Source organism: Diaphorobacter sp. LI3 (assembly GCF_022807955.1).
Classification (GTDB): domain Bacteria; phylum Pseudomonadota; class Gammaproteobacteria; order Burkholderiales; family Burkholderiaceae_C; genus Diaphorobacter; species Diaphorobacter nitroreducens.
Genome location: NZ_CP094346.1, coordinates 2,584,252 through 2,607,816, shown reverse-complemented (window position 1 = coordinate 2,607,816; position 23,565 = coordinate 2,584,252). Strand labels below are relative to the sequence as shown.

Sequence of the window (23,565 nt, the reverse complement as noted above, 5' to 3'; positions counted from 1 at the left end):
GAGTGGGTTACTGTTTTTTAATCCAGTATCTGTATTTTTGAACAGTTTTTGGAGGGATGCAAGTGGCAGCTGCAAGAAAAATCGTCGTTATGGGCACCGGCGGCACGATTGCGGGCTCTTCCGCGGTGCAAGGTGCGAACGTGGGCTACACGGCCGGGCAGATCGGCGTGGAGCAATTGCTGGCCGCGGTGCCCGGGCTGGTGCAGGCCGGGGGCGGCGCGCTGGTGGCCGAACAGGTGGCGCAGCTGGACAGCAAGGACATGGGCTTTGACGTGTGGGCGCGCCTGGCCGGTCGCTGCGCCGCACACCTGGCCGACCCGGCCGTTGCCGGCGTCGTCGTCACCCACGGCACGGATACGCTGGAGGAAACCGCCTGGCTGCTGCACAACCTGCTCGATACCACCGCCAAGCCGGTGGTACTGACCTGTGCCATGCGCCCGGCCACGGCGCTCGCGCCGGACGGGCCGCAGAACCTGCTGGATGCCGTCACGCTGGCGGCCGATCCCTCAGCGCGGGGGGTTCTGATGGCGGCCGCTGGCGTGGTGCACGGGGCACGCGAGGTGAGCAAGGTGCACCCGCTGCGGCTGGACGCGTTCGACTCCGGCGATGCTGGGCCTCTGGGATGGATGGAAGCGGGGCGCGTGCGCTGGGCCCGCGGCCTTGCGCCGCAGGTGGAACAGCCCGCGCATGGCGCGCTGGTGCCGATCCTGCCAGATGCAGCCTGGCCACGCGTGGAAATCGTCCTCAGCCACGCCAGCGCGGATGGCGCGTTGGTGGACTGGCTGGTGGAGAAGGGCGTGCGCGGCATCGTGGTGGCCGCCACCGGCAATGGCACGCTGCACCATGCGCTGGAGGCCGCGCTCGCGCGTGCCGTGGCGGCCGGGGTGCAGGTGCGCGTGGCTTCGCGCTGCCCGCAGGGGCGGATGATGGACCTGACGGGTACGCCCTGGCGCGATGCGGATGGGCTGAGCCCTGTGAAGGCACGGGTCAGCCTGCTGCTGGAGTTGATGCAGTCCGCTAATTCATAAGCACCGTCATGGGCCGAGGCGCTTGCCTGGGCACAAAGCACAACGCCCCGCGTTGCGGGGCGTTGGCGGGCGCCGGCGGCGGGTTCGTCAGCTTGACAGTGCCGTCAGGGCGCGCTGGGTGATTTCCTCCACGCTGCCGGTGCCTTGAATGGCACGATACTTGGGCGCGTTGGCGGGATCGGTCTTGGCCCAGCTGGAGTAATAGTCCACCAGCGGACGGGTCTGGTCGCTGTAGACCTGCAGGCGCTTCTTGACGGTTTCTTCCTTGTCGTCCTCGCGCTGCACCAGGGGCTCGCCCGTCACGTCGTCCTTGCCTTCGACCTTGGGCGGGTTGAACTTCACGTGGTAGGTGCGGCCCGAAGCCGGGTGGGAGCGGCGGCCGCTCATGCGCTCGATGATGGCGTCGAACGGCACGTCGATCTCCAGCACATAGTCGAGCTTCACGCCCGCGGCTTTCATGGCGTCTGCCTGGGGGATGGTGCGTGGGAAGCCGTCGAACAGGAAACCCTGGGCACAGTCGGGCTCGGCGATGCGCTCCTTCACCAGGTTAATGATCAGGTCGTCGCTGACGAGCTGGCCCGCATCCATGACGGCCTTGGCCTGCAGGCCCAGGGGCGTGCCGGCCTTGACGGCGGCGCGCAGCATGTCGCCGGTGGAGATCTGGGGGATGCCGAATTTCTGGCAGATGAACGCGGCCTGCGTACCCTTTCCGGCGCCGGGAGCGCCGAGCAGAATCAGTCTCATGGATGTCCTCTAGTGTTTTGAAATCAGCGGGCACGCTTGCCGTCGGCGCGCCAGCGCGGGACAGGTGCTCTTGTTGCGAACAAGGATAGCACGCGGGCCATGCGCCAAGCTGACGGCCGCGCTAGCCGCCCAGGAGGGTGCGCACGCGCTCCAGGTCGGCTGGCGTGTCCACGCCCGCACCGGGTGCGCTGCCGGTCACGTGCACGGCGATGCGGTGCCCGTGCCAGAGGGCGCGCAGCTGCTCCAGCGCTTCCAGTTGCTCGGTCGGCGCCGCTGGCAGCTGTGGAAAGTGGCGCAGAAAGCCTGCCCGGTAGCTGTAGATGCCGATGTGCCGTAGCGGTGCGAAACCCACGGGCACCCCCGGTTGGCCCGGCTGCCACCAGAGGCTGCCCGGCGCGTGGTCGCGTGCATGGGGGATGGGGGCGCGGCTGAAGTAGTGCGCGAGGCCCTGCGCGTCCAGCACCACCTTCACCACGTTAGGGTTCGCAAAGTCCTCCGCGCTGTCGATGGCGTGCGCGGCGGTGCCCATGCTGGCATCGCCGCGTGCATGCAGCAGTGCGGCCACGGCGTCGATCAGCCGTGGGTCGATGAGGGGCTCGTCACCCTGTACGTTCACCACAATGTCTTCGCCCGCCAGGCCCAGCAGCTCGCAGGCCTCGGCCAGGCGATCGCTGCCGCTGGCGTGGTCGGCGCGCGTCAGCAGAGCCTGCACCCCATGCGCCTGGCAGGCCTGGACGATGCGCGCGTCGTCCGCCGCGACCACGCAGCGTTGGGCGCCGCTCTGGCTGGCGCGGCGGGCCACATGCACCACCATGGGCAGCCCGGCGATATCGGCCAGGGGCTTGTTGGGCAGGCGGGTGGAGGCCAGGCGCGCCGGTATCAGCACCGTGAACGGTGCGGCGCGACTCACTGTTCCAGCTCCTCGTCGCTCAAGGGGCGGGCCTCGTTTTCCAGCAGCACGGGAATGCCGTCGCGCACGGGATAGGCCAGCCGTGCGCTGCGCGAGATGAGTTCCTGGCGTTCGCGGTCGTAGGTCAGCGGGCCCTTGGTGACGGGGCAGACCAGCAGTTCAAGCAGTTTGGGGTCCATGGTGTTCCTCAATGGCCGGACGATGATAGCGACGCCAGGCGGGCGTCGAGCGCGTCGAAGAAGGCCGGCGGGATCCGCACGGCCAGCGGCACGGCCAGCGCGTCCGGGTGCGCGGGCCAGAGCTTGACGGCGTCTTTTTCGGTACAAATCAGCCGTAAGCGCTTATTCGGCGGGCGCTTCCAGCTACAAAAATCATAGTGATCGGGCAGTGCTTCCTCGCTCTCGGGCTGGAGGCCCCTCGCGTGCAGCATCGCAAAAAAGTCGTGCGGCCGCGCGATCGCCGCGAGTGCGTGCGACGGTTCGCCCTGCAATTGCTCCAGCGGCAGGTGCTGCCCGCTGGCATTCACGGCATGGGCGGCGAGTTCACGTGACAGCGCGAATTGCGGCGCGCCCCCTCCGGGCGGGGAGCCGGCGTGGAGCACCAGGTCCACCGCGCGCGGCCAGGGTTCGCGCAGCGGGCCGGCGGGCAACAGCCAGCCGTTGCCGGCGCCTTCGTCGTTGAAGACGCAGACTTCCAGGTCGCGCGCCAGGGCCAGGTGCTGCAGGCCGTCGTCGCAAACCAGGATGTTGGTGGCGGGGTGGGCGGCCAGCAGCGCGCGCCCTGCCTGGGCACGCCTGCGCGCCACGAAGACCGGGGCGCCGCTGGCGCGGGCGATGAGCAGCGGCTCGTCGCCCACCTCGGCCGCGCTGCTGGCGGGCAGCACTTCGCGGCAGTCTGCGGTGGCGCGGCCGTATCCCCGCGAGATGACGCCCGGCCGCCAGCCGCGGGCCTGCAGGTGGCGCACCACGGCCAGGGTCACGGGCGTTTTGCCGGCGCCGCCAGCTATCACGTTGCCGACCACGATGACGGGCACGGGCAGCCGCTCGCTGCGCAGCAGACCCGTGCGATAGAGCGCGCGGCGCAGCGCCGTGAGCACGCCGTACAGCAGCGAAAGCGGCCACAACGCCAGGGCCAGCGCGCCACGGTGCTGCCAGGCGGCGCGCAGCCGCTCGGCCAGGGGGGACGGGCGGCCGGGCGCGGCCATCGGCGCAGGCTTACTTGCCGGCCGTGGCCGACGACTGGGTGGCAAAGGTGATCTGCGACAGACCCACGCGGCGCGCGGCCTCCATCACCGTGACCACGGACTGGTGGGGGGCTGATGCGTCGGCGCTGATGATGACCACGCTGTTCGGCCCCGCAGTGGCGGCATCGGCCAGCGCCCGCGCCACCTGGTCGACCTGCCGGCCCTCCAGCGTGGTCTTGTTGATGGCGTAGCGTCCGTCGGCGGCCACGGCCACGATGACTTCCTTGGGGTGGTCGCGCAACTGCTGAGCGTCCGCTACGGGCAGGGTGAGCTGCAGCTCGGTGAACTTGCTGTAGGTGGTGGTCAGCATCAGGAAGATGAGGATCACCAACAGCACGTCGATGAAGGGGATCAGGTTGATCTCCGGTTCTTCCTTTTGGCGGGGGCGAAAGTTCATGGCGAAACGTGCCTCTGTGCGCTGGCGCCGCTCACTTGCGCAAGCGGTTGATGTGCCGCACGAATTGCTCGGACGCCAGTTCCAGCGTCAACAGGTAGGCGTCCACGCGGCTGCGGAAGTAGCGCCAGAAAATCAGCGCCGGGATGGCCACGATCAGGCCGAAGGCGGTGTTGTACAGCGCAATGGAGATGCCGTGCGCCAGTTGCGCAGGGTTGCCACCGCCCGTCGCGCCCACGGCGCCCGTGCCGGCCTGGGAGCCGAAGATCTCGATCATGCCGATCACTGTGCCCAGCAGGCCCAGCAGCGGTGCGGCCGAGGCGATGGTGGCCAGGGCGTTGAGGTACTTCTCCAGCCGGTGGGCGACGGCGCGGCCCGCGCCCTCCATGGCGGCGCGCACATCGGCCTCGGTGCTCTGGGGGTTGCTGTTGAGCGTGCGCAGGCCGCTGGCCAGCACTTCGCCCAGGGCCGAGTTCTGCGCCAGCTGGTTCACCACATCGGGCGAGGGAATGGACTTGGAGGAGACCGAGATGGCCTCGTCCAGCAGCTTCGGGGGGGCCACACGGGCGGTCTTCAGTGCGACGAAGCGCTCAAAAACCAGCGCCAGCGCCAGGATGGAACAGGCAATCAGGGGCCAGATCGGCCAGCCCGCGGCTTGTATGATCGACAGCAATTCTCACTCCGCTCACGTAAAAAGCAGCGGGGATTATGGCGCAGCTTCCAAGCCGGCCTTTGGGCGCATCGTCTGCGTTACGCCACCCCCGTTCGGAGCACAGGGCCGGGGCACGTAGAGTCGCCCGGGAGACTCACATTTTCTGTGGATAACTTTGTGGGAAACCACGTGCATACCCGTCGCGAAGCGGCGCCGTTACGTGGTTTGCTTAGTTTGATGAAAAACTGCGCATCAAAAAAACCTTTGAAATCAATGGGTTACACGTACTCTTGTGGTATGGGGGCGGGTTGGCGCATGGCCTTCCGCCGTGGCGCCGGATGCCCGGATCTGTGGACTAGTGCACCGGCCCGGTGCGCGTACAAGCGTGGAGCGGCCTGTGTTTGAGCGTGCAGATACAGGCGTGGCGCCGCGAATCTGGGAGGTTGGCGCGTTATGCCGCGCCATTGCTGATGCGCTGGAGGCGCGGTTCAATCCTGTCGCGGTGCGCGGGGAGATCACGGGCTTCTCGCGCGCGTCCAGTGGGCACTGCTACTTCACGCTGAAGGATGGAAATGGTCAGATCCGCTGCGCCATGTTCCGCCGTGCGGCGGGCGTGCTGGATTTCACCCCGCGCGACGGCGAACTGGTCGAAGTGCGCGGCCGGCTGGGCGTGTACGAGGCACGCGGCGACCTGCAGCTCATCGTCGACAGCCTGCAGCGCGCGGGGCAGGGGGCGCTGTTCGAGCAGTTCATGCGCCTCAAGGCGCAACTGGAGGCCGAGGGCCTGTTCGACGCGGCGCGCAAGCGCGCGCTGTCGGCCATGCCGCGCGGCATCGGCGTGGTCACGTCGCCGGGCGCTGCAGCACTGCATGACGTGGTGACGGCACTGCGCCGGCGCGTGCCGCACATTCCCGTGGTGTTGGTGCCGGCCCTGGTGCAGGGGGCGCAGGCGCCGGCATCGATTGCCGAAGCGCTATCAAAAATGTATCTGCTTGCGCAGCAGGGGCGGGCGCTGGACGGTGATTTGACTCTGAATGCCGGGGCGCCGCCAGCCATCGATGTGATCCTGCTGGTGCGCGGCGGTGGCTCCATCGAAGACCTGTGGGCGTTCAATGACGAGCGCGTGGCCCGCGCCATCGTGCAGAGCCCGGTGCCGTTGGTCAGCGGTGTGGGGCACGAGACCGACTTCACCATCGCCGACTTCTGCGCCGACCTGCGCGCGCCCACGCCCACGGCCGCCGCCGAGTTGGTGGCACAGCCGCGTGCCGTGTGGCTGGGGGCACTCGACCTGCTGGCGCAACGGCTGGCCGACGGCGTACAGCGCCAGGTGGACCTGCGGCACCAACGGCTGGACCAGGCGGCCCAGCGGCTGGGCCGGCCCTCGGGTTTCGTGGGGCGGCAGCAACTGCGGCTGAGCGGCCTGGAACAGCGCTTGCGCCACGGTTTGCTATTGAAAACGCAGCGGCTTGCACATGCGGGGCAAGCGCTGCAGGGTCATTTCCCTCAAATCGTGCAGCGCAGCCTGGTGCAGCGCAAAGAGCGCCTGGAGCGCGCGGCGCTGCGTCTGCAACTGCTGGATCCGCGCCTGGTGCTGCAGCGCGGCTACGCCTTGCTGACCGATGCGCAGGGGCAACCCGTGACGCGCCCCGCCCAGGTGCGCCTGGGCGACGCCGTGCATGCCCAGTTGGCCGAGGGTGAACTGGACCTGACGGTATCGCAGCGCCGCTTGCTGTGAACGCGGCGCGGGTCAATCCCGTACCAGAGGGCAGGAGTCGCCGCCCGCCTACAGCGCCGAGTGCTATTACTTTCCTACAATGCCCGTTGCTTCGCCGCGCCCTGGTGGCCGCGATCTCCCCCATCCCAACCCACGAAGGACTTGACCATGGAACATACCCTGCCTCCGCTGCCCTACGCGATTGATGCCCTGGCCCCGCACTACAGCCAGGAAACGCTGGAATACCACCACGGCAAGCACCACAACGCCTACGTGGTGAACCTGAACAACCTGCAAAAGGGCACCGAGTTCGAGAACATGACGCTGGAGGAGATCGTCAAAAAGTCGTCCGGCGGTATCTACAACAACGCCGCGCAGATCTGGAACCACACCTTCTTCTGGAACTGCATGGCCCCCAACGGCGGTGGCGAGCCCAGCGGCGCCCCGGCCCAGGCGATCCATGCCAAGTGGGGCAGCTACGCCGCGTTCAAGGAAGCGTTCGTGAAGAGCGCCGTGGGCAACTTCGGCTCCGGCTGGACCTGGCTGGTCAAGAAGGCCGACGGTACGGTGGACATCGTGAACACCGGCGCCGCCGGCACGCCGCTGACCACGGCCGACAAGGCGCTGCTGACGGTGGACGTGTGGGAACACGCCTATTACATCGACTACCGCAACCTGCGTCCCAAGTTCGTCGAGACCTTCCTGGACAAGCTGGTGAACTGGAAGTTCGCCGAAGCCAACTTCGCCTGAGCCGAAAGCGCACGCCGCGCCCTGCGGCGTTGAGCGACCCAAAGACAAACGGCCCGCAGAGGAATCTGCGGGCCGTTTTTTCGTCTGGCTTGACGGCCCGGGCGGCGGCCTCATTGGGTACGGCCTCCCTGGGTAATTTGGCAGCGGGACGACAGTCTTGTAGAAGACTTGCAAAAAAAAGTGCCAGTTCCCCTGTCAATTTTTTGCAATGCGATATTCGATTGCAAATTACACGATTTCCGCGTAACGACTCGCGCACAATCCGGGCTGTCACATCGGATGACTGCGCGCGAGGCCGCCGATCGGCGGCACAAACCTCTGTTTTTGTTACCTGAGAGACGAGATGAGCACCCAACAACCCACCATCATCTACACCCTGACCGATGAAGCGCCGCTCCTGGCAACGGCCTCCTTCCTGCCCATCGTGCGCAGCTTCGCGTCGGTGGCCGGTATCGAAGTGGCCGAGAGCGACATCTCGGTGGCGGCCCGCATCCTGGGCGAGTTCGCGGACTATCTGACCGAGGAGCAGCGCGTGCCCAACACCCTGGCCGAGCTCGGCAAGAAGACGCTGGAGCCCGACGCCAACATCATCAAGCTGCCCAACATCAGCGCCTCGGTGAGCCAGCTCATGGCAGCCATCAAGGAACTGCAGTCCAAGGGCTACAAGATCCCCGACTACCCCGAGAACCCCACCACCGACGAGGAAAAGGCCATCAAGGCCCGCTATGGCAAATGCCTGGGCTCGGCCGTGAATCCCGTGCTGCGCGAGGGCAACTCCGACCGCCGCGCGCCCGCCGCCGTGAAGAACTACGCCAAGAAGCACCCGCACTCCATGGGCGAGTGGAAGCAGTGGTCGCAGACGCATGTCTCGCACATGCACCACGGCGACTTCTATCACGGCGAGAAGTCGATGACGCTGGACAAGGCGCGTGACGTGAAGATGGAGCTCATCACGGCCAGCGGCAAGGCCATCGTGCTCAAGCCCAAGGTCGCGCTGCAGGCCGGCGAGATCATCGACTCGATGTTCATGAGCAAGAAGGCGCTGTGCGAGTTCTACGAGCGCGAGCTCGACGACTGCAAGGAGGCCGGTATCCTGTTCTCGCTGCACGTCAAGGCCACGATGATGAAGGTTTCGCACCCCATCGTGTTCGGCCACTGCGTGAAAATCTACTACAAGGAAGCCTTCGAGAAGCACGGCAAGCTGTTCGACGAGCTGGGCATCAACGTCAACAACGGCATGGTCGATCTGTACGAGAAGATCAAGGTCCTGCCCGAGTCCAAGCGCGAGGAGATCATCCGCGACCTGCACGCCTGCCAGGAGCACCGTCCGGCGCTGGCCATGGTGGACTCCGCCAAGGGCATCACCAACTTCCACTCGCCCAACGACGTGATCGTCGATGCCTCGATGCCCGCCATGATCCGCGGCGGCGGCAAGATGTGGGGCGCAGACGGCAAGCCCTACGACTGCAAGGCCGTGATGCCCGAGTCCACCTTCGCGCGCATCTACCAGGAGATGATCAACTTCTGCAAGTGGCACGGCAACTTCGACCCGCGCACCATGGGCACCGTGCCCAACGTGGGCCTGATGGCGCAGAAGGCCGAGGAATACGGCTCGCACGACAAGACCTTCGAGATCGCGGAAGCCGGCGTGGCCAACATCGTGGACCTGGCCACCGGCGAGGTGCTGCTTTCGCAGAACGTGGAGCAGGGCGACATCTGGCGCATGTGCCAGGTCAAGGACGCGCCGATCCGCGACTGGGTCAAGCTCGCCGTCACGCGCGCGCGCAACTCGGGCATGCCGGCCGTGTTCTGGCTCGATCCCTATCGCCCGCACGAGAACGAGCTGATCAAGAAGGTCGAGAAGTACCTGAAGGACCACGACACTACCGGCCTGAACATTCAGATCATGAGCCAGGTGCGTGCGATGCGCTTCACGCTGGAGCGCGTGGCGCGCGGCCTGGACACCATCTCGGTGACCGGCAACATCCTGCGCGACTACCTGACCGACCTGTTCCCGATCATGGAACTGGGCACGTCCGCCAAGATGCTGTCCATCGTGCCCCTGATGGCCGGCGGCGGCATGTACGAGACGGGCGCGGGCGGCTCCGCTCCCAAGCACGTGCAGCAGCTGGTCGAAGAGAACTACCTGCGCTGGGACTCGCTGGGGGAATTCCTGGCGCTGGCCGTGTCGCTGGAAGACCTGGGCCTGAAGGAAAACAACGCCCGCGCCAAGCTGCTGGCCAAGACGCTGGACCAGGCCACCGGCAAGCTACTGGACGAGAACAAGTCGCCCTCGCGCAAGGTGGGCGAGATCGACAACCGCGGCAGCCAGTTCTATCTGTCGCTGTACTGGGCCCAGGCCCTGGCCGCGCAGTCCGAGGACGCCGCGCTGGCCGCCAAGTTCGCTCCGTTGGCCAAGACCCTGGCCGATAACGAGGCCAAGATCGTCGAGGAACTGCGCGTGGTGCAGGGCAAGCCCGCCGACATCGGTGGCTACTACCTGCCCGATCTGTCCAAGCTGGACGCCGTGATGCGCCCCAGCGCCACGTTCAACGCGGCCATCGCAGCGCTCGCCTGACGGAGCACCGGCCGGGCGTCATCCCGGCCGTTGGCACCCGGCCGTGACCGGCCTTCCCGCAAGGGGAGGCCGGTTTCTTTTTGTCCGGCCTCCAAGGGGGCTCGCCATCGCGGACTGTGGTGCTATGAAAAATGAAGCTGTTCGCGCTTGATACGCAATGGTTTCAAGGTAAATATTTCATGAAATCCTTGCGGCGAAAGCGCTGCCAGCTCCTGAATAAATAGCGCTCTACCGCTGCGCAAACGGCCTTCCGCTGAGCCTGCTGCCCGCCTTCAGCCCGCGCTTGGCGAACCAGCCCTGGTTCATCTCCAGCACGAAGCGCACCGGCCGCTTGGAGCAGTGCGATTCTTCGGACAGCGGCTGCATGTCCACCAGGTTCACGATGGTGCCGTCGTCGGCCACGAAGGCCGCGGTGAGCGGCAGCGGCGTATTGCGCATCCAGAAGCATTGCGTGGCTGGCTGCTCGAAGACGAACAGCATGCCCTCGTGCATGGGCATGTCGCGGCGGTGCATCAGGCCGACTTGGCGCTCCTGCGGCGCGGTGGCGACCTGGGCGTCGATGCGGTGCATGCCGGCCTGCAACTCCACGCGCGGCAGGTTCATTTGCGGAACACCCTGCGCCGCCGCGGCTGCGCACAGGCCTAAGGCCACGCCGTATGGCAGCAGGGTAGACAGAAAGCTGCGCAGCAAGCGCGCGATGGGCATGGCAGGTGCGGTGAGCGAAAACATGGGCATGGAAGACATGGGTTGGCAGGGGCAATGCGGAACCCCGAGCCTAGCAGGCAACAAAAAGCCCGCCGAAGCGGGCTGTTCAGCAGTGGCCGGGGCGATCAGGCGGCCGTCTTGCTTCGCTTGGCGGTCTTCTTGGCGACCTTGGCGCTCTTGTGCTTGGCGGGCGCCTTGGCGTGGTGGTTGCGCAGCTTGGCGGGTTTGGTGGCGGCGGCCGGAGCCGGTGCGGCGGCCGCAGGAGCGGCCGTGTCGGGGGCGGCCACAACGGCCGGGGTGGCGGGAACTGCGGGCGTGGCAGGGGTCGCTTGCGCGAAGGCCCCCGTTGCGAGCAGACCGCCGGCCAGGATAGCGAGGAGTTTTTTCATATGTGCCAATTCCTTGGAAGGGTCGGTATAACGGTATACGCCAGGCGGCCAGGCCGCATGGCACGGATGCGTGCGTCGGCCGCGGAGCCTGTTGCACGCCCTGTCTCAACGGCTTCCCGAAGCGCGCGTTGACAGCGCCCCTTCGCGGGTCATCATGCCGGGCCGACATGCGCTGCGGGGCGGGCCACCCTGCAGCCTTGCCCTAGAATCTTTGGGCCCGTTCCTGCGCGAGCAGCCCGCCGCCTTGCGCACGCACCTACAGGAGACCCGCTTCATGACCAGCTACCAGCACATCCAGATTCCGCCCCAGGGCCAGAAGATCACCGTCAACGCCGACATGTCGCTGAACGTGCCCCACCAGCCCATCATCCCGTTCATCGAGGGCGATGGCACGGGCATGGACATCACGCCCGTGATGCTCAAGGTGGTGGATGCGGCTGTGGCAAAGTCTTATGGCGGGCAGCGCAAGATCCACTGGATGGAGGTGTATGCCGGCGAGAAGGCCACCAAGGTCTATGGCCCCGACGTGTGGCTGCCCGAGGAGACGCTGCACGCCGTGCGCGACTACGTGGTTTCCATCAAGGGGCCGCTCACCACGCCCGTGGGCGGCGGAATCCGTTCGCTGAACGTGGCGCTGCGCCAGGAGCTGGACCTGTACGTCTGCCTGCGCCCGGTGCGCTACTTCAAGGGCGTGCCTTCGCCGGTGCGTGAGCCCGAGAAGACCAACATGGTCATCTTCCGCGAGAACTCCGAGGACATCTATGCCGGCATCGAGTTCGAGGCCGAGTCGGACAAGGCCAAGAAGCTCATCAAGTTCTTGCAGGAGGAGTTCGGCGTCAAGAAGATCCGCTTTCCTGAAACGTCGGGCATCGGGGTCAAGCCGGTGTCGCGCGAGGGCACGCAGCGCCTGGTGCGCAAGGCCATCCAGTACGCCATCGACAACGACCGGCCCAGCGTGACCCTGGTGCACAAGGGCAACATCATGAAGTTCACCGAAGGGGGCTTCCGTGACTGGGGCTATGAACTGGCAGCCCAGGAATTTGGCGCGCAGCTGATCGACGGCGGCCCGTGGATGCGCATCAAGAATCCCCGCACCGGCAAGGACATCACCATCAAGGACAGCATCGCCGACGCCTTCCTGCAGCAGATCCTGCTGCGCCCGGCCGAGTACAGCGTGATCGCCACGCTGAACCTGAATGGCGACTACATCTCCGACGCATTGGCGGCGCAGGTGGGCGGCATCGGCATCGCCCCGGGTGCCAACCTGTCCGACAGCGTGGCGATGTTCGAGGCCACCCATGGCACGGCCCCCAAGTACGCGGGAAAGGACTATGTCAACCCGGGCTCCGAGATCCTCTCGGCCGAGATGATGCTGCGCCACATGGGCTGGACCGAGGCGGCCGACCTGATCATCAGTTCCATGGAGAAGGCCATCCAGAGCAAGAAGGTGACCTATGACTTTGCGCGCCTCATGGACGGGGCCACGCAGGTGAGCTGCTCGGGCTTCGGGCAGGTGATGATCGACCACATGTAAGCGCCCCGGCAACCACGGGTGCGTGACTGGGCCCGCCGCTGGTCGGCGGGTTTTTTTTTGCCCTAGCGCAAGGTCAGCGCCCAGCAAAAAGGCCATCCCAACAGATGCTGGAATGGCCTTGAATGGCTCCTCAACCTGGGCTCGAACCAGGGACCTACGGATTAACAGTCCGGCGCTCTACCGACTGAGCTATTGAGGAATGATCGGTGTTTGTTTTTGGCAGGCCTTGTGCAATTGCAAGGCTTGGAATTTGGCTCCTCGACCTGGGCTCGAACCAGGGACCTGCGGATTAACAGTCCGTCGCTCTACCGACTGAGCTATCGAGGAACAAGACTTAGATTATATACATAAAAAAGTGCTGCCTTGACGCTGTGCTGTGCAAGGGATGCGAAGGGCGATGTCAGCGCTGCGGCTCAGGGCGAAGCCACAGCCACACCAGTACGCAAGCCATGCTGACCACCGCGCTGATGGACGCCCAGCGCGGGATATGCACCACCAACAGCACGAGCGCGCACAGGGCCATCAGGAGGGTGGCGCTCCACTTCGCATGGCGGCTCACGCGCCCGCCGTTGGCCCAGTTGCGCAGCATGGAGCCGAACAGGGGGTGGAACCACAGCCAGCGGTACAGGCGCGGCGAACTGCGCGCGGCCGCCCAGCCTGCCATGAGGATGAACACCGTGCTGGGCAGGCCCGGCACGACGATGCCGATCACCCCCATCGCCAGGCAGAGTGCGGCAAACACCAGCAAGAGCCAGCGCGCCAGCGCGGGCAGGGGCGCTTGCTCAGGGACGGGCGGCAGTGGCTCGGGCGGCGGGGACATGCCCGCCATTGTGCAGGTGTTGCCGGGCGTTATGCTCCAAGGCAGGGACGCCGCCATGCCTTTCGCCATGCCCTGCGCTTGGCGGCTGCAGCCCGCATACCCACCATGACCATCCGCACCATCCTGAAGATGGGCGACCCGCGACTGTTGCGGGTGGCCCAACCCGTTACCGCATTCGATACGCCCGCGCTGCACCAACTGGTGAACGACATGCGCGAGACGATGCAGGCCGTGAACGGCGCGGGCCTGGCAGCACCGCAGATCGGGGAGGATTGGCAGGTGGTGATCTTCGGCTCCGGCGAGCGCAACCCGCGCTATCCCGACCGCCCCATCGTGCCGCCCACGGTGCTCATCAATCCCGTGATCACGCCGCTGGGCGCCGACGAGGAGGACGACTGGGAGGGCTGCCTGTCCGTGCCGGGCCTGCGCGGCAAGGTGCCGCGCTTTGCGCGCATCCACTACCGCGGCGTCGATCTGCTGGGCGCGCCCATCGACCGTGTGGCGGAAGGTTTCCACGCGCGGGTAGTGCAGCACGAGTGCGACCACCTGATCGGCAAGCTCTACCCAATGCGCGTGCGCGATTTCACGCAGTTCGGTTACACGGAGGTGTTGTTTCCGGAGATTGGTGCGGTAGAAGACGATTGAGCGCTCAATCAGGCTGTAGCGCCCTTGTGGCAAGCGCAAGCAGCTATCGAAATCATAGTCATTGATCGGCCAGCGCCTGCAGTAGCTCGGTCTCGATCTGGATCTGTCGCGCGTTGTTCTGCATCTCCGGGCCCTGCACCAGGAACACGTCCTCCACCCGTTCGCCCAGCGTGCTCACCTTGGCCAACTGCACGCTGAGGCCGTGGCGCGAGAGTACACGCGCCACCAGGTACAGCAGGCCGGCACGGTCGCTGGCGGAAATGCTGATGAGCCAGCGCTGGGCCTTTTCGTCAGGGCGCAGCGTGACGCGCGGCGCGATGGGGAAGCTCTTGACGCGACGCGACACGCGCTTGCGCGTAGGCTCGGGCAGGGGCCGCGGGTCTTCGATGGCGCGCAGCAGGTCGTTCTCGACCATGTGAATGAGCTCGCGGTAGGCGCCTGGCTGGCTGGAGGCAACGACCTGGAAGGTGTCCAGCGCATGGCCGTTGTTGGCGGTGTGCACACGCGCATCCAGGATGGAAAAGCCCGCACGGTCGAAGTAGCCGCAGATGCGCATGAACAGGTCGCTTTGGTCCGGCGCATACACGAGCACCTGCAGGCCTTCACCCGCCAGCGACTGGCGTGCGCGCACCACCGGCTTGCCGGCGCCCACTTGGCGCGAGAGGTGGCGGGTGTGCCAGGCGATGTCCGCCGCCTCGTGGCGCATGAAATAGCTCACGTCCAGCGTATCCCACAGCTTCTTGTGCGCCTCGTGGGGTTGGGAGGCCAATGCCAGCAGCACCAGCGCCTCGCGTTTGCGCGCCTCGATCTCGGCGGCGGCGTCGGGTGCGCGCCCGCCCAGGGTGCGCAGCGTCGCGTGGTACAGGTCTTCCAGCAGCTTGCCCTTCCAGGCGTTCCACACCTTGGGGCTGGTGCCGCGGATGTCGGCCACGGTGAGCAGGTACAGGGCGGTGAGGTAGCGCTCGTTGCCCACGCGGCGAGCGAAGGCGGCGATCACGTCGGGGTCGGACAGATCCTGCTTTTGCGCCACCTGGCTCATGGTGAGGTGCTCGGCCACGAGGAATTCAATGAGCCGCGCGTCCTCGCGCGTGATGCCGTGCGCCGCGTGCTGGCGGCAAAAGCGCCGCACTTCCTGCGCGCCGATCTGTGAATGGTCGCCGCCGCGCCCCTTGCCGATGTCGTGGAACAGCGCAGCGATGTAGAGAATCCACGGTTTGTCCCAGCCTGCGGCGAGCTGTGAACACGACGGGTATTCATGCGCGTGTTCGGCCATGAAAAAGCGCCGCACGTTGCGCAGCACCATCAGGATGTGCTGGTCCACCGTGTAGACATGGAACAAGTCGTGCTGCATCTGCCCCACGATGCGCCGGAAGGGCCACAGGTAGCGGCCCAGCACGGAGGTCTGGTTCATGAGCCGCATAGCATGCGTGATGCCTGCGGGCTGCTGCAGGATCTGCATGAATAGCGCGCGGTTCGCGGGGTCGCGCCGGAATTCACTGTCCATCACGCCACGCGCGTTGTAGAGCGCTCGCAGCGTGCGTGCCGACAGATCCTTGAGCCCTACAGTGGTCTCGTAGAGCAGGAAGGTTTCCAGGACGGCGTGGGGTTCTCTTTCGTACAGGTCGTCGCTGGCCACTTCGATCATGCCGGCCTTCTCGAAGAAGCGCGGGTTGATCGGACGCAGTTCATGCGTGGAGGGGTTCAGTCGCTCCTCGATGCCCAGCAGCAGGATCTGGCACAGCTGCGACACGGCCTTGGCGGCCCAGTAGTAGCGGCGCATCAGCGTCTCGCTGGCACGCATCGCCAGGCGCTGGCCGTCCGGTGCGGTGGAGCGGTAGCCGAAGGTCTCGGCCACTGCGGTCTGCAGATCGAACACCAGGCGGTCTTCGCGCCGGCCGGCCAGCGCATGCAGGCGTGCGCGGATCAGGAACAGCAGCGCCTCGTTGCGCTCGATCTGCTGCACCTCGAACGGTGTGGCCAGGCCGCTGGCCGCCAGTTCTCGCCAATTGCGCCCCAGGCCCGCGGCGCGCGCCACCCACTGGATGAGCTGCAGGTCGCGCAGGCCGCCGGGCGACTCCTTGCAGTTGGGCTCCAGCGCGTAGGGGGTGTTTTCGTATTTCGTATGGCGCTGGCGCATCTCCAGCGTCTTGGCGACCAGAAAGGCGCGCGGGTCCATCTGCGCGTCGTAGCGCTGGCGGAACGCATCGAACAGCGCGGCGTTGCCGCACAGCAGGCGCGCTTCCAGCAGCGATGTCTGCACCGTCACATCGGCGGCGGCCTCGCTCACGCATTCAGCCACGCTGCGCACGCTGGACCCAACCTCCAGCCCCGCGTCCCAGCAGCTGCCGATGAAGGTCTCGATCGGCGTGCAGGGCGCCGCACCTGCATGGCCCGCGGCCACGCTCATGCCGTCCGGCAGCAGCAGCAGCACGTCCACGTCGGAATAAGGGAACAGCTGTGCGCGTCCGTAGCCCCCCACGGCGACCAGCGCCATGCCTTCAGGCAACTGCGCGCGGTCCCACAGCCGGCACAGCAGGCCGTCGGTCAGCGAGGAGAGGCGATGCAGCAGGCTGCGCACGCCGCGCGTGGACGCTCCGGGCGCGCGCAGGGTTGCCAGCAGGGCGGCCTTGTCCTGGCGGTAGGCGTCGCGCAGCGCATGCAGCTGCGCGAGATCCGGTGCGGTGGCGGGGGAGCAGGGGGGGATGGAAGGCATGGAGGACGTTTAGCAAGAACCGTGCATGCCTTGCGGCGCTCTGGGCGCGGTGGCCTGGCTCAGGTCGTGGTGGCGGTGACGAAGGCCGGCAGCGCGGGGGAGCCGGCGGAGAGGGTCAGCACGTCGTAGCCGGTCTCGGTCACGAGCACGGTGTGTTCCCACTGCGCCGACAGGCTGTGGTCTTTGGTGATGATGGTCCAGCCGTCCTTGCCCAGCTCCTTGATGTCGCGCTTGCCCAGGTTGAGCATGGGCTCGATGGTGAACGTCATGCCGGGCACCAGCTCCTCGCCCGTGCCGGGGCGGCCATAGTGCAGCACCTGCGGGTCCTCATGGAATTTTTGGCCGATGCCGTGGCCGCAAAACTCGCGCACCACAGACAGGCCGTGGCCCTCGGCGAACTTCTGGATGGCGTGGCCGATGTCGCCCAGGCGCGCGCCCGGCTTGACCTGCTGGATGCCCAGCCACATGGATTCGAACGTGAGCTGCGACAGCCGCTTGGCCGCAATGGAGCATTCGCCGATGAGGTACATGCGACTGTTGTCGCCATACCAACCGTCCTTGGTGATCACGGTGACGTCCACATTGACGATGTCGCCCTTCTTGAGCGGCTTGTCGTTGGGAATGCCGTGGCAGACCACATGGTTGACCGAGGTGCACAGGTGGCCGGGGTAGGGCGGGTAGCCCGGAGGCTGGTAGCCGATGGTGGCGGACACGGTGCCCTGGGCGGCCATGCATTCCGCGCCCAGGCGGTCGATCTCTGCGGTGGTGATGCCGGGCTTGATGTGTGGGGCAATGTAGTCCAGCACTTCGGACGCCAGGCGGCAGGCCTCGCGCATGCCGGCGATGCCCTGCGCGTCTTTGATGGTGATGCTCATGGCGCAAATTATCCCATCGGCCTTTGCCCCCTGTGGGCGCGGGGCGGGCAAGGGCGGGTGCCGCCGGCTAAAATAGCGGGCTCCCACCAACACGCGCTGCCGGCGCGGCGGCCCCATTCAGCGGCTGCCTCAACCAGCAGGCGAAACGCCTCTTTCTGCCACCACACAGGCCGCTACCGTGACCTTGCACATCACCCCGCTGGAGGGCGGCAATGCCCTCAGCACCTTCCGCGCCCAGCAACTGCAACCCGCCCTGGCGGCCATTCATCCCAAGATCGACGGCATTGCGGCGCGCTTCGTGCACCTGGTGGCCGGCGACGCCGCACCCGATGCCGCCGCGCGCGAGCGCCTGGCCGCGCTGCTGACCTACGGCGACCCATACGCCGGCCCGCGGGACGGCATGGTGCTGTATGTCACTCCGCGCCTGGGCACGGTGTCGCCCTGGGCGTCCAAGGCCACGGACATCGCCCACAACTGCGGCCTGGCGGTGCGCCGCATCGAGCGCATCACCGAATACCGCATCAGCCTCAAGGGCGGCCTGCTGGGTGGCAAGCCCGAGTTGAGCACCGAGCAGCTGCAGCAGGTTGCGGCGCTCTTGCACGACCGCATGACGGAATCGGTGGTCACCACGCTGGACGAGGCACAGCGCCTGTTCACCGAGCTGCAGGCCGAGCCCATGGCCTTCGTGGACGTGCTGCAGGGCGGGCGTGCGGCGCTGGAGGCTGCGAACAAGGCCTGGGGCCTGGCCCTGGCCGACGACGAGATCGACTACCTGGTCAACGCCTTCACAGGCCTGGCGCGCAACCCCACCGACGTGGAGTTGATGATGTTCGCCCAGGCCAACAGCGAGCACTGCCGCCACAAGATCTTCAACGCGCAGTTCACCATCGACGGCGTGGCGCAGGACAAGAGCCTGTTCGGCATGATCCGCAACACCGAAGCCGTGTCGCCCCAGCATACCGTGGTGGCCTATGCCGACAACGCCTCCATCATGGAAGGCAGCGAGGTCGAGCAATTCATCGCCAAATTCGAGTCTTTCGCCCAACAGGTAAGCGCTCCAAGCTATCAAAAGCGTAGTGCAACCCACCATGTTCTGATGAAGGTGGAAACGCACAACCACCCGACGGCCATCTCGCCGTTCCCCGGTGCCGCCACCGGTGCGGGGGGCGAGATCCGCGACGAGGGCGCTACCGGCCGCGGCTCCAAGCCCAAGGCGGGCCTGACGGGCTTCACCGTGTCCAAGCTCTGGGGCAGCGAGGTGGGCAAGCCCGAGCACATCGCCAGCCCCCTGCAGATCATGACCGAGGGGCCGCTGGGCGGCGCCGCGTTCAACAACGAGTTCGGCCGGCCCAACCTGACGGGCTACTTCCGCGAATACGAGCAGGTGGTCGGAACGGGCGAGGGCGCCATCATCCGCGGCTACCACAAGCCCATCATGATCGCGGGCGGCCTGGGCACGATCGACGCGCGGCTCACCCAAAAAATCCTGTTCCCCGCCGGCACGCTGCTGATCCAGCTGGGCGGCCCCGGCATGCGCATCGGCATGGGCGGCGGCGCCGCCAGCTCCATGGCCACGGGCACCAACGCGGCGGAGCTGGACTTCGACTCCGTGCAGCGCGGCAACCCCGAGATCGAGCGTCGTGCGCAGGAGGTCATCAACCACTGCTGGGCGCAGGGGGCGGACAACCCCATCCTGGCCATCCATGACGTGGGCGCGGGCGGCCTGTCGAACGCCTTCCCCGAGCTGACGAATGACGCGGGCCGCGGCGCGCGCTTCGACCTGCGCGCCGTGCCGCTGGAGGAGTCCGGCCTGGCGCCCAAGGAAATCTGGTCCAACGAGAGCCAGGAGCGCTATGTGCTGGCCATCGCGCCCGAGTCGCTGGCGCAGTTCACGGCCTTCTGCGAGCGCGAGCGCTGCCCCTTCGCCGTGATCGGCACGGCCACCGAGGAGCGCCAACTGGTGCTGGAAGACACGGCGGTCACGTCCGGCGACCAGAAATATCCTGTGGACATGCCCATGGACGTGCTGCTGGGCAAGCCGCCCAAGCTGCACCGCGATGTGACCAGCGTGCAGCGCAGCTTCGCGCCGCTGAACGTGGACGGCCTGCCGCTGGAGAAGGCCGTGATCGAGGTGCTGGCCCACCCCACGGTGGCCTCCAAGCGCTTTCTCATCACCATCGGCGACCGCGCCGTGGGCGGCCTGACCCACCGCGACCAGATGGTGGGCCCCTGGCAGGTGCCCGTGGCCGACGCGGCCGTGACGCTGGCCGACTTCCGTGGCTTTGCCGGCGAGGCCATGGCCATGGGCGAACGCACGCCGCTGGCGGCGCTCAATGCGCCCGCGTCGGGCCGCATGGCGGTGGCGGAAAGCATCACCAACCTGTTGGCGGCACCCATCGAACTGCCGCGCGTAAAGCTGTCGGCCAACTGGATGGCGGCCTGCGGCGAGCCCGGAGAAGACGCCGCGCTGTACGAGACCGTGAAGGCCGTGGGCATGGAGCTGTGCCCGCAGCTGGGCATCTCCATCCCCGTGGGCAAGGACAGCCTGTCCATGCGCACCCAGTGGAGCGAGGACGGCGAGACCAAGAAGGTCACCTCGCCCGTCAGCCTCATCATCACCGCGTTCGCCACGCTGGCCGACGTGCGCGGCACGCTCACGCCGCAGCTCGACGCCAAGGAAGAGGACACGACCCTCGTGCTGATCGACCTGGGCCGCGGCAAGATGCGCATGGGCGGCTCCATCCTCGGGCAGGTGCTGAACCAGACCGGCGACGAGACGCCCGACCTGGACGACGCCAAGGATCTGATCGCCCTGGTGGATGCCGTGAACGCGCTGCGCGCTAAAGGTGCGATCCTGGCCTACCACGACCGGGGCGACGGCGGCCTGCTGGCTACCGTGGCCGAGATGGCCTTTGCCGGTCAGGTGGGCGTGGCGCTGAACGTGGACATGCTCATCACCGAGGGCGACGGCATCACCGACAGCCGCATGGACAGCGGCGAGGGCAAGAACTGGGGCGCCCAGATCAGCGGCCGGCGCGAGGAGCGCACGCTGCGCGCGCTGTTCAACGAGGAACTGGGCGTGGTGCTGCAGGTGAGGACCAGCGAGCGCAACGAGGTCATGCAGACGCTGCGCGCGCACGGACTGTCCACTTGCAGCCACTTCGTGGGCAAGACGCGCCCGCTGTCCTCGCCCATCGACGCGGGCAAGGGCGAGTTGCAGGTGTGGCGCGATGCCAAGGCCGTGTTCAGCGCCAGCCTGCCGGACCTGCACCAGGTGTGGGACGCGGTGAGCTGGAAGATCTGCCAGCAGCGCGACAACCCCGCCTGCGCTGACAGCGAGCACGCCGCGGCCGGCGATCCCGCAGACCCCGGCATGCACGTGCAGCTCACGTTCGACCCATTGGACAACGTGGCCGCGCCGTACATCGCCACAGGCGCGCGCCCGCGTGTGGCGGTGCTGCGCGAGCAGGGCGTGAACTCGCATGTGGAAATGGCCTACACCTTCACCGAGGCGGGCTTCGAGGCGTTCGACGTGCACATGACCGACCTGCAGACCGGCCGTGCCGACCTGGCGCAGTTTGCTGGCGTGGTGGCCTGCGGCGGCTTCAGCTACGGCGACACGCTGGGCGCGGGCATCGGCTGGGCGCGCTCCATCACGTTCAACGAGCGCCTGTCGGCCCAGTTCCAGCAGTTCTTCGCGCGTGGCGATACCTTCGCCCTGGGCGTGTGCAACGGCTGCCAGATGTTTGCCGAACTGGCCGACATCATCCCTGGCGCGCAGGACTGGCCGCGCTTCACCACCAACCAGAGCCACCGCTTCGAGGCGCGCCTGTCGATGGTCGAAGTGCTGGAATCGCCCAGCATCTTCCTTCAGGGCATGGCCGGCAGCCGCCTGCCGATCGCCGTCGCGCACGGCGAGGGCTATGCCAACTTCCAGTACCGTGGCAATGCCGACAAGGTGGTGCGTGCCATGCGCTTCGTGGACAACCATGGCCAGCCGACCGAGCGCTACCCGTTCAACCCCAATGGCAGCGCCGGCGGGCTCACGGCCGTGACGACGGCGGACGGACGCTTCACGGCCATGATGCCGCACCCCGAGCGTGTATTCCGCAACATCCAGATGAGCTGGACCGATCTGGCCGCCACGGGGGGCAAGGACGCGTTCAGCCCCTGGATGCGCGTGTGGCGCAACGCACGCAAGTGGGTGGGGTGATCGGCGCCGCGGCGCGCGGCTAGCAGCCGCCGCGCACCTGGCACTCCGGCACGATGCGCCCTTGCGCATCGCGCCACTGCATCGGCGGACTGTCGGAAGACGGCGCCGCCGGCGCGGGTGGCTGCGACGGCCGGTACGGATCGTGCAGCACGGTGGATGAGCCCACGCCGGCTCCGACGTGTGCGCCGCCCATGGGAACCGAGGCACCCACGCCCACGCCGCCAGTCACCTGGCCGCTTGGGTGCACTCCCACTCCGACGCCCACCGGCCCCACGCCGGTGCCCACCCCGGCTGATACGCCGCCCGAACCCACGCCGACGCCCACGCTGAACGGCCCCACCGGCACGCCCACGCCCAGGCGCGCCGACGGGCCGGCGCAGGCGGACAGCACCAGCGCGGCTAGCGCGGCGGCGGTGCGCGCGGGGCGCGAGGACGCAGTGCGAGAGGGCATGCCGCCATGGTACGCCTGCCCGCCTATTACAAAAACAATAGCTGTCAGCGCTTGTCCCACATGCGTTAGGGGTGTTTTCATTCAGAATGGCGGCTTCTTGAAAGGAACTCACCCATGGCCGGCGCCAGCCTTCTGACCCTGCTTGACGACATCGCCACCATCCTGGACGACGTGGCCCTCATGACCAAGGTGGCCGCCAAGAAAAGCGCCGCCATGGCCGACGACGTGTCCGTCATGACCAAGGTGGCGGCGCAAAAGACCGCAGGGGTGCTGGGCGACGACCTGGCGCTCAATGCCCAGCAGGTCACCGGCGTGCGGGCAGAGCGCGAGATCCCCGTCGTGTGGGGCGTGGCCCGCGGGTCCCTGGTGAACAAGGCCATCCTCGTGCCGGCGGCGCTGCTCATCAGCGCGTTCGCGCCGTGGGCCGTGACGCCGCTGCTCATGGTGGGCGGGGCCTTCCTGTGCTTCGAAGGCTGCGAAAAGCTCGCGCACAAGCTTTTGCACACGCCCGAGGAAGATGCCGTGCAACACGCGATCCATGCGCAGGCCAACGCCAATCCCAATGTGGACCTGGCGCGGGTGGAGAAGGACAAGATCAAGGCGGCCGTGCGTACCGACTTCATCCTCTCTGCCGAAATCATCGCCATCACCCTGGGCGCCGTCGCGGGCGCGCCTTTTGCGCAGCAAGTGGCGGTACTGGCGGGCATCGCCGTCCTGATGACGGTGGGGGTCTATGGCCTCGTGGCGGGCATCGTGAAGCTGGACGACCTGGGCCTGTGGCTCAGCCGCCAGGCCAGCAACGCGGCACAGGCCCTGGGCCGCGGCATCGTCGCGGCCGCACCCTGGCTCATGAAGACACTGTCGGTGGTCGGCACCGCAGCCATGTTCCTCGTCGGCGGGGGCATCCTGGTGCATGGCGTGCCGGCGCTGCACCATGCCGTCGAGGGCGTGGGCGCGGCGGTGCAGGGTTGGCCGCTGGGCGGACTGTGGTCGGTGCTGGTCACCAACCTGCTCAATGCCGTGGTGGGCTTGGTGGCGGGTGCCGTGGTGCTGGCGGGGTGGACGCTGGTGGGACGGCTGCGCGGCAAGGCGGCTGCCAATGGCACGCATTGAGTGAGGCCATATGCCGCCGTTTGTGACGGAATAGACACATACGAATAGACACACAGATTCTGGGTTTGATCTGCAGCAATATTGACCATATTAC

Annotated in this window: 20 protein-coding genes and 2 tRNA genes; 8 read left to right on the top strand and 14 right to left on the bottom strand. The window is 67.0% G+C overall.

The annotated features are described in order from the left end of the window. The first annotated feature begins 56 nt into the window (after positions 1–56). Positions 57–1,028 carry an asparaginase gene (locus MRB47_RS12055; RefSeq protein ID WP_252100824.1) on the top strand — a complete coding sequence of 324 codons (972 nt, stop codon included), beginning with the start codon at positions 57–59 and terminating at the stop codon, positions 1,026–1,028. A gap of 87 nt (positions 1,029–1,115) precedes the next feature. On the opposite strand, the gene adk is transcribed toward MRB47_RS12055, so the two are convergent. The 6 genes from adk to MRB47_RS12025 all read right to left on the bottom strand — a co-directional run bounded on the left by adk (position 1,116) and on the right by MRB47_RS12025 (position 4,992). Continuing rightward, complete coding sequence (gene adk, locus MRB47_RS12050; protein ID WP_011805515.1) at positions 1,116–1,772, bottom strand: adenylate kinase; 657 nt, start codon at positions 1,770–1,772, stop codon at positions 1,116–1,118. A gap of 121 nt (positions 1,773–1,893) precedes the next feature. Then, a complete protein-coding gene (kdsB, locus tag MRB47_RS12045) occupies positions 1,894–2,682 on the bottom strand; it encodes a 3-deoxy-manno-octulosonate cytidylyltransferase (protein ID WP_252100823.1) in 789 nt (262 codons plus the stop codon). Next, positions 2,679–2,861 (bottom strand): Trm112 family protein, encoded by a 183-nt coding sequence (locus MRB47_RS12040; RefSeq protein ID WP_011805513.1) that lies wholly within the window; start codon positions 2,859–2,861, stop codon positions 2,679–2,681. Before MRB47_RS12040 ends, kdsB begins: the two co-directional genes overlap by 4 nt. An 8-nt stretch (positions 2,862–2,869) precedes the next feature. Then, the gene (gene lpxK, locus MRB47_RS12035; RefSeq protein WP_252100822.1) at positions 2,870–3,886 is read right to left on the bottom strand and encodes a tetraacyldisaccharide 4'-kinase; all 1,017 of its coding nucleotides are present in this window, start codon (positions 3,884–3,886) and stop codon (positions 2,870–2,872) included. Positions 3,887–3,896: 10 nt separating this feature from the next. Continuing rightward, positions 3,897–4,322, bottom strand: coding sequence for an ExbD/TolR family protein (locus tag MRB47_RS12030; protein WP_011805511.1), 426 nt, complete (start codon positions 4,320–4,322; stop codon positions 3,897–3,899). Positions 4,323–4,353: 31 nt separating this feature from the next. After that, a complete protein-coding gene (locus tag MRB47_RS12025; RefSeq protein ID WP_011805510.1) occupies positions 4,354–4,992 on the bottom strand; it encodes a MotA/TolQ/ExbB proton channel family protein in 639 nt (212 codons plus the stop codon). A 376-nt stretch (positions 4,993–5,368) separates the two neighbouring features. On the opposite strand from MRB47_RS12025, the gene xseA reads away from it, so the two are divergent. The 3 genes from xseA to MRB47_RS12010 all read left to right on the top strand — a co-directional run bounded on the left by xseA (position 5,369) and on the right by MRB47_RS12010 (position 10,013). Then, positions 5,369–6,706 carry an exodeoxyribonuclease VII large subunit gene (xseA, locus tag MRB47_RS12020; RefSeq protein WP_252100821.1) on the top strand — a complete coding sequence of 446 codons (1,338 nt, stop codon included), beginning with the start codon at positions 5,369–5,371 and terminating at the stop codon, positions 6,704–6,706. A gap of 147 nt (positions 6,707–6,853) precedes the next feature. After that, entirely contained in the window at positions 6,854–7,435 is a 582-nt protein-coding gene (locus MRB47_RS12015) for a Fe-Mn family superoxide dismutase (protein WP_252100820.1), read from the top strand. Positions 7,436–7,778: 343 nt separating this feature from the next. Continuing rightward, on the top strand, positions 7,779–10,013 hold the full coding sequence (locus tag MRB47_RS12010; protein WP_252100819.1) for an NADP-dependent isocitrate dehydrogenase: 2,235 nt from the start codon (positions 7,779–7,781) through the stop codon (positions 10,011–10,013). A gap of 228 nt (positions 10,014–10,241) precedes the next feature. On the opposite strand, the gene MRB47_RS12005 is transcribed toward MRB47_RS12010, so the two are convergent. Together MRB47_RS12005 and MRB47_RS12000 are read right to left on the bottom strand one after the other, a co-directional pair. Then, entirely contained in the window at positions 10,242–10,748 is a 507-nt protein-coding gene (locus MRB47_RS12005; RefSeq protein WP_252102623.1) for a DUF192 domain-containing protein, read from the bottom strand. Positions 10,749–10,843: 95 nt separating this feature from the next. Continuing rightward, complete coding sequence (locus MRB47_RS12000) at positions 10,844–11,107, bottom strand: hypothetical protein (RefSeq protein WP_015913128.1); 264 nt, start codon at positions 11,105–11,107, stop codon at positions 10,844–10,846. 274 nt (positions 11,108–11,381) lie between these two features. Here MRB47_RS12000 and icd point away from each other — a divergent pair, with 274 nt between their 5' ends. After that, a complete protein-coding gene (gene icd, locus MRB47_RS11995) occupies positions 11,382–12,641 on the top strand; it encodes an NADP-dependent isocitrate dehydrogenase (RefSeq protein WP_015913129.1) in 1,260 nt (419 codons plus the stop codon). A gap of 123 nt (positions 12,642–12,764) precedes the next feature. Here icd and MRB47_RS11990 read toward each other — a convergent pair. The 3 genes from MRB47_RS11990 to MRB47_RS11980 all read right to left on the bottom strand — a co-directional run bounded on the left by MRB47_RS11990 (position 12,765) and on the right by MRB47_RS11980 (position 13,461). Further along, a tRNA-Asn gene (locus tag MRB47_RS11990) sits at positions 12,765–12,840 on the bottom strand. 52 nt (positions 12,841–12,892) lie between these two features. Further along, positions 12,893–12,968: transfer RNA gene (locus MRB47_RS11985), tRNA-Asn, on the bottom strand. A 73-nt stretch (positions 12,969–13,041) separates the two neighbouring features. Then, entirely contained in the window at positions 13,042–13,461 is a 420-nt protein-coding gene (locus MRB47_RS11980; RefSeq protein WP_252100818.1) for a YbaN family protein, read from the bottom strand. Positions 13,462–13,566: 105 nt separating this feature from the next. Here MRB47_RS11980 and def point away from each other — a divergent pair, with 105 nt between their 5' ends. After that, a complete protein-coding gene (gene def / locus MRB47_RS11975) occupies positions 13,567–14,106 on the top strand; it encodes a peptide deformylase (protein WP_011805502.1) in 540 nt (179 codons plus the stop codon). 58 nt (positions 14,107–14,164) lie between these two features. Here the strand turns inward: def and MRB47_RS11970 are convergent, their stop codons facing one another. Both MRB47_RS11970 and map read right to left on the bottom strand, forming a co-directional pair. Beyond that, positions 14,165–16,819, bottom strand: coding sequence for a [protein-PII] uridylyltransferase (locus MRB47_RS11970; protein WP_252100817.1), 2,655 nt, complete (start codon positions 16,817–16,819; stop codon positions 14,165–14,167). A 59-nt stretch (positions 16,820–16,878) separates the two neighbouring features. After that, positions 16,879–17,694, bottom strand: a complete 816-nt coding sequence (map, locus tag MRB47_RS11965) for a type I methionyl aminopeptidase (RefSeq protein WP_011805500.1) — start codon at positions 17,692–17,694, stop codon at positions 16,879–16,881. 178 nt (positions 17,695–17,872) lie between these two features. Here map and purL point away from each other — a divergent pair, with 178 nt between their 5' ends. Further along, the gene (gene purL, locus MRB47_RS11960; protein WP_252100816.1) at positions 17,873–21,907 is read left to right on the top strand and encodes a phosphoribosylformylglycinamidine synthase; all 4,035 of its coding nucleotides are present in this window, start codon (positions 17,873–17,875) and stop codon (positions 21,905–21,907) included. A 19-nt stretch (positions 21,908–21,926) separates the two neighbouring features. Here the strand turns inward: purL and MRB47_RS11955 are convergent, their stop codons facing one another. Further along, the gene (locus MRB47_RS11955; RefSeq protein ID WP_252100815.1) at positions 21,927–22,358 is read right to left on the bottom strand and encodes a hypothetical protein; all 432 of its coding nucleotides are present in this window, start codon (positions 22,356–22,358) and stop codon (positions 21,927–21,929) included. Between the two features lie 114 nt (positions 22,359–22,472). Here MRB47_RS11955 and MRB47_RS11950 point away from each other — a divergent pair, with 114 nt between their 5' ends. Continuing rightward, positions 22,473–23,471 carry a DUF808 domain-containing protein gene (locus MRB47_RS11950; RefSeq protein WP_011805497.1) on the top strand — a complete coding sequence of 333 codons (999 nt, stop codon included), beginning with the start codon at positions 22,473–22,475 and terminating at the stop codon, positions 23,469–23,471. Positions 23,472–23,565 lie beyond the last annotated feature (94 nt).

Excerpts from the sequence above, each read along its gene's own strand:
- MRB47_RS12055 (WP_252100824.1), top strand. The coding sequence starts at position 57 with ATGCAAGTGGCAGCTGCAAGAAAAATCGTCGTTATGGGCACCGGCGGC.
- adk (WP_011805515.1), bottom strand. The coding sequence starts at position 1,772 with ATGAGACTGATTCTGCTCGGCGCTCCCGGCGCCGGAAAGGGTACGCAG.
- MRB47_RS12040 (WP_011805513.1), bottom strand. The coding sequence starts at position 2,861 with ATGGACCCCAAACTGCTTGAACTGCTGGTCTGCCCCGTCACCAAGGGC.
- lpxK (WP_252100822.1), bottom strand. The coding sequence starts at position 3,886 with ATGGCCGCGCCCGGCCGCCCGTCCCCCCTGGCCGAGCGGCTGCGCGCC.
- MRB47_RS12030 (WP_011805511.1), bottom strand. The coding sequence starts at position 4,322 with ATGAACTTTCGCCCCCGCCAAAAGGAAGAACCGGAGATCAACCTGATC.
- MRB47_RS12015 (WP_252100820.1), top strand. The coding sequence starts at position 6,854 with ATGGAACATACCCTGCCTCCGCTGCCCTACGCGATTGATGCCCTGGCC.
- MRB47_RS12010 (WP_252100819.1), top strand. The coding sequence starts at position 7,779 with ATGAGCACCCAACAACCCACCATCATCTACACCCTGACCGATGAAGCG.
- MRB47_RS12005 (WP_252102623.1), bottom strand. The coding sequence starts at position 10,748 with ATGCCCATGTTTTCGCTCACCGCACCTGCCATGCCCATCGCGCGCTTG.
- MRB47_RS12000 (WP_015913128.1), bottom strand. The coding sequence starts at position 11,107 with ATGAAAAAACTCCTCGCTATCCTGGCCGGCGGTCTGCTCGCAACGGGG.
- icd (WP_015913129.1), top strand. The coding sequence starts at position 11,382 with ATGACCAGCTACCAGCACATCCAGATTCCGCCCCAGGGCCAGAAGATC.
- MRB47_RS11980 (WP_252100818.1), bottom strand. The coding sequence starts at position 13,461 with ATGTCCCCGCCGCCCGAGCCACTGCCGCCCGTCCCTGAGCAAGCGCCC.
- def (WP_011805502.1), top strand. The coding sequence starts at position 13,567 with ATGACCATCCGCACCATCCTGAAGATGGGCGACCCGCGACTGTTGCGG.
- MRB47_RS11970 (WP_252100817.1), bottom strand. The coding sequence starts at position 16,819 with ATGCCTTCCATCCCCCCCTGCTCCCCCGCCACCGCACCGGATCTCGCG.
- map (WP_011805500.1), bottom strand. The coding sequence starts at position 17,694 with ATGAGCATCACCATCAAAGACGCGCAGGGCATCGCCGGCATGCGCGAG.
- MRB47_RS11955 (WP_252100815.1), bottom strand. The coding sequence starts at position 22,358 with ATGCCCTCTCGCACTGCGTCCTCGCGCCCCGCGCGCACCGCCGCCGCG.
- MRB47_RS11950 (WP_011805497.1), top strand. The coding sequence starts at position 22,473 with ATGGCCGGCGCCAGCCTTCTGACCCTGCTTGACGACATCGCCACCATC.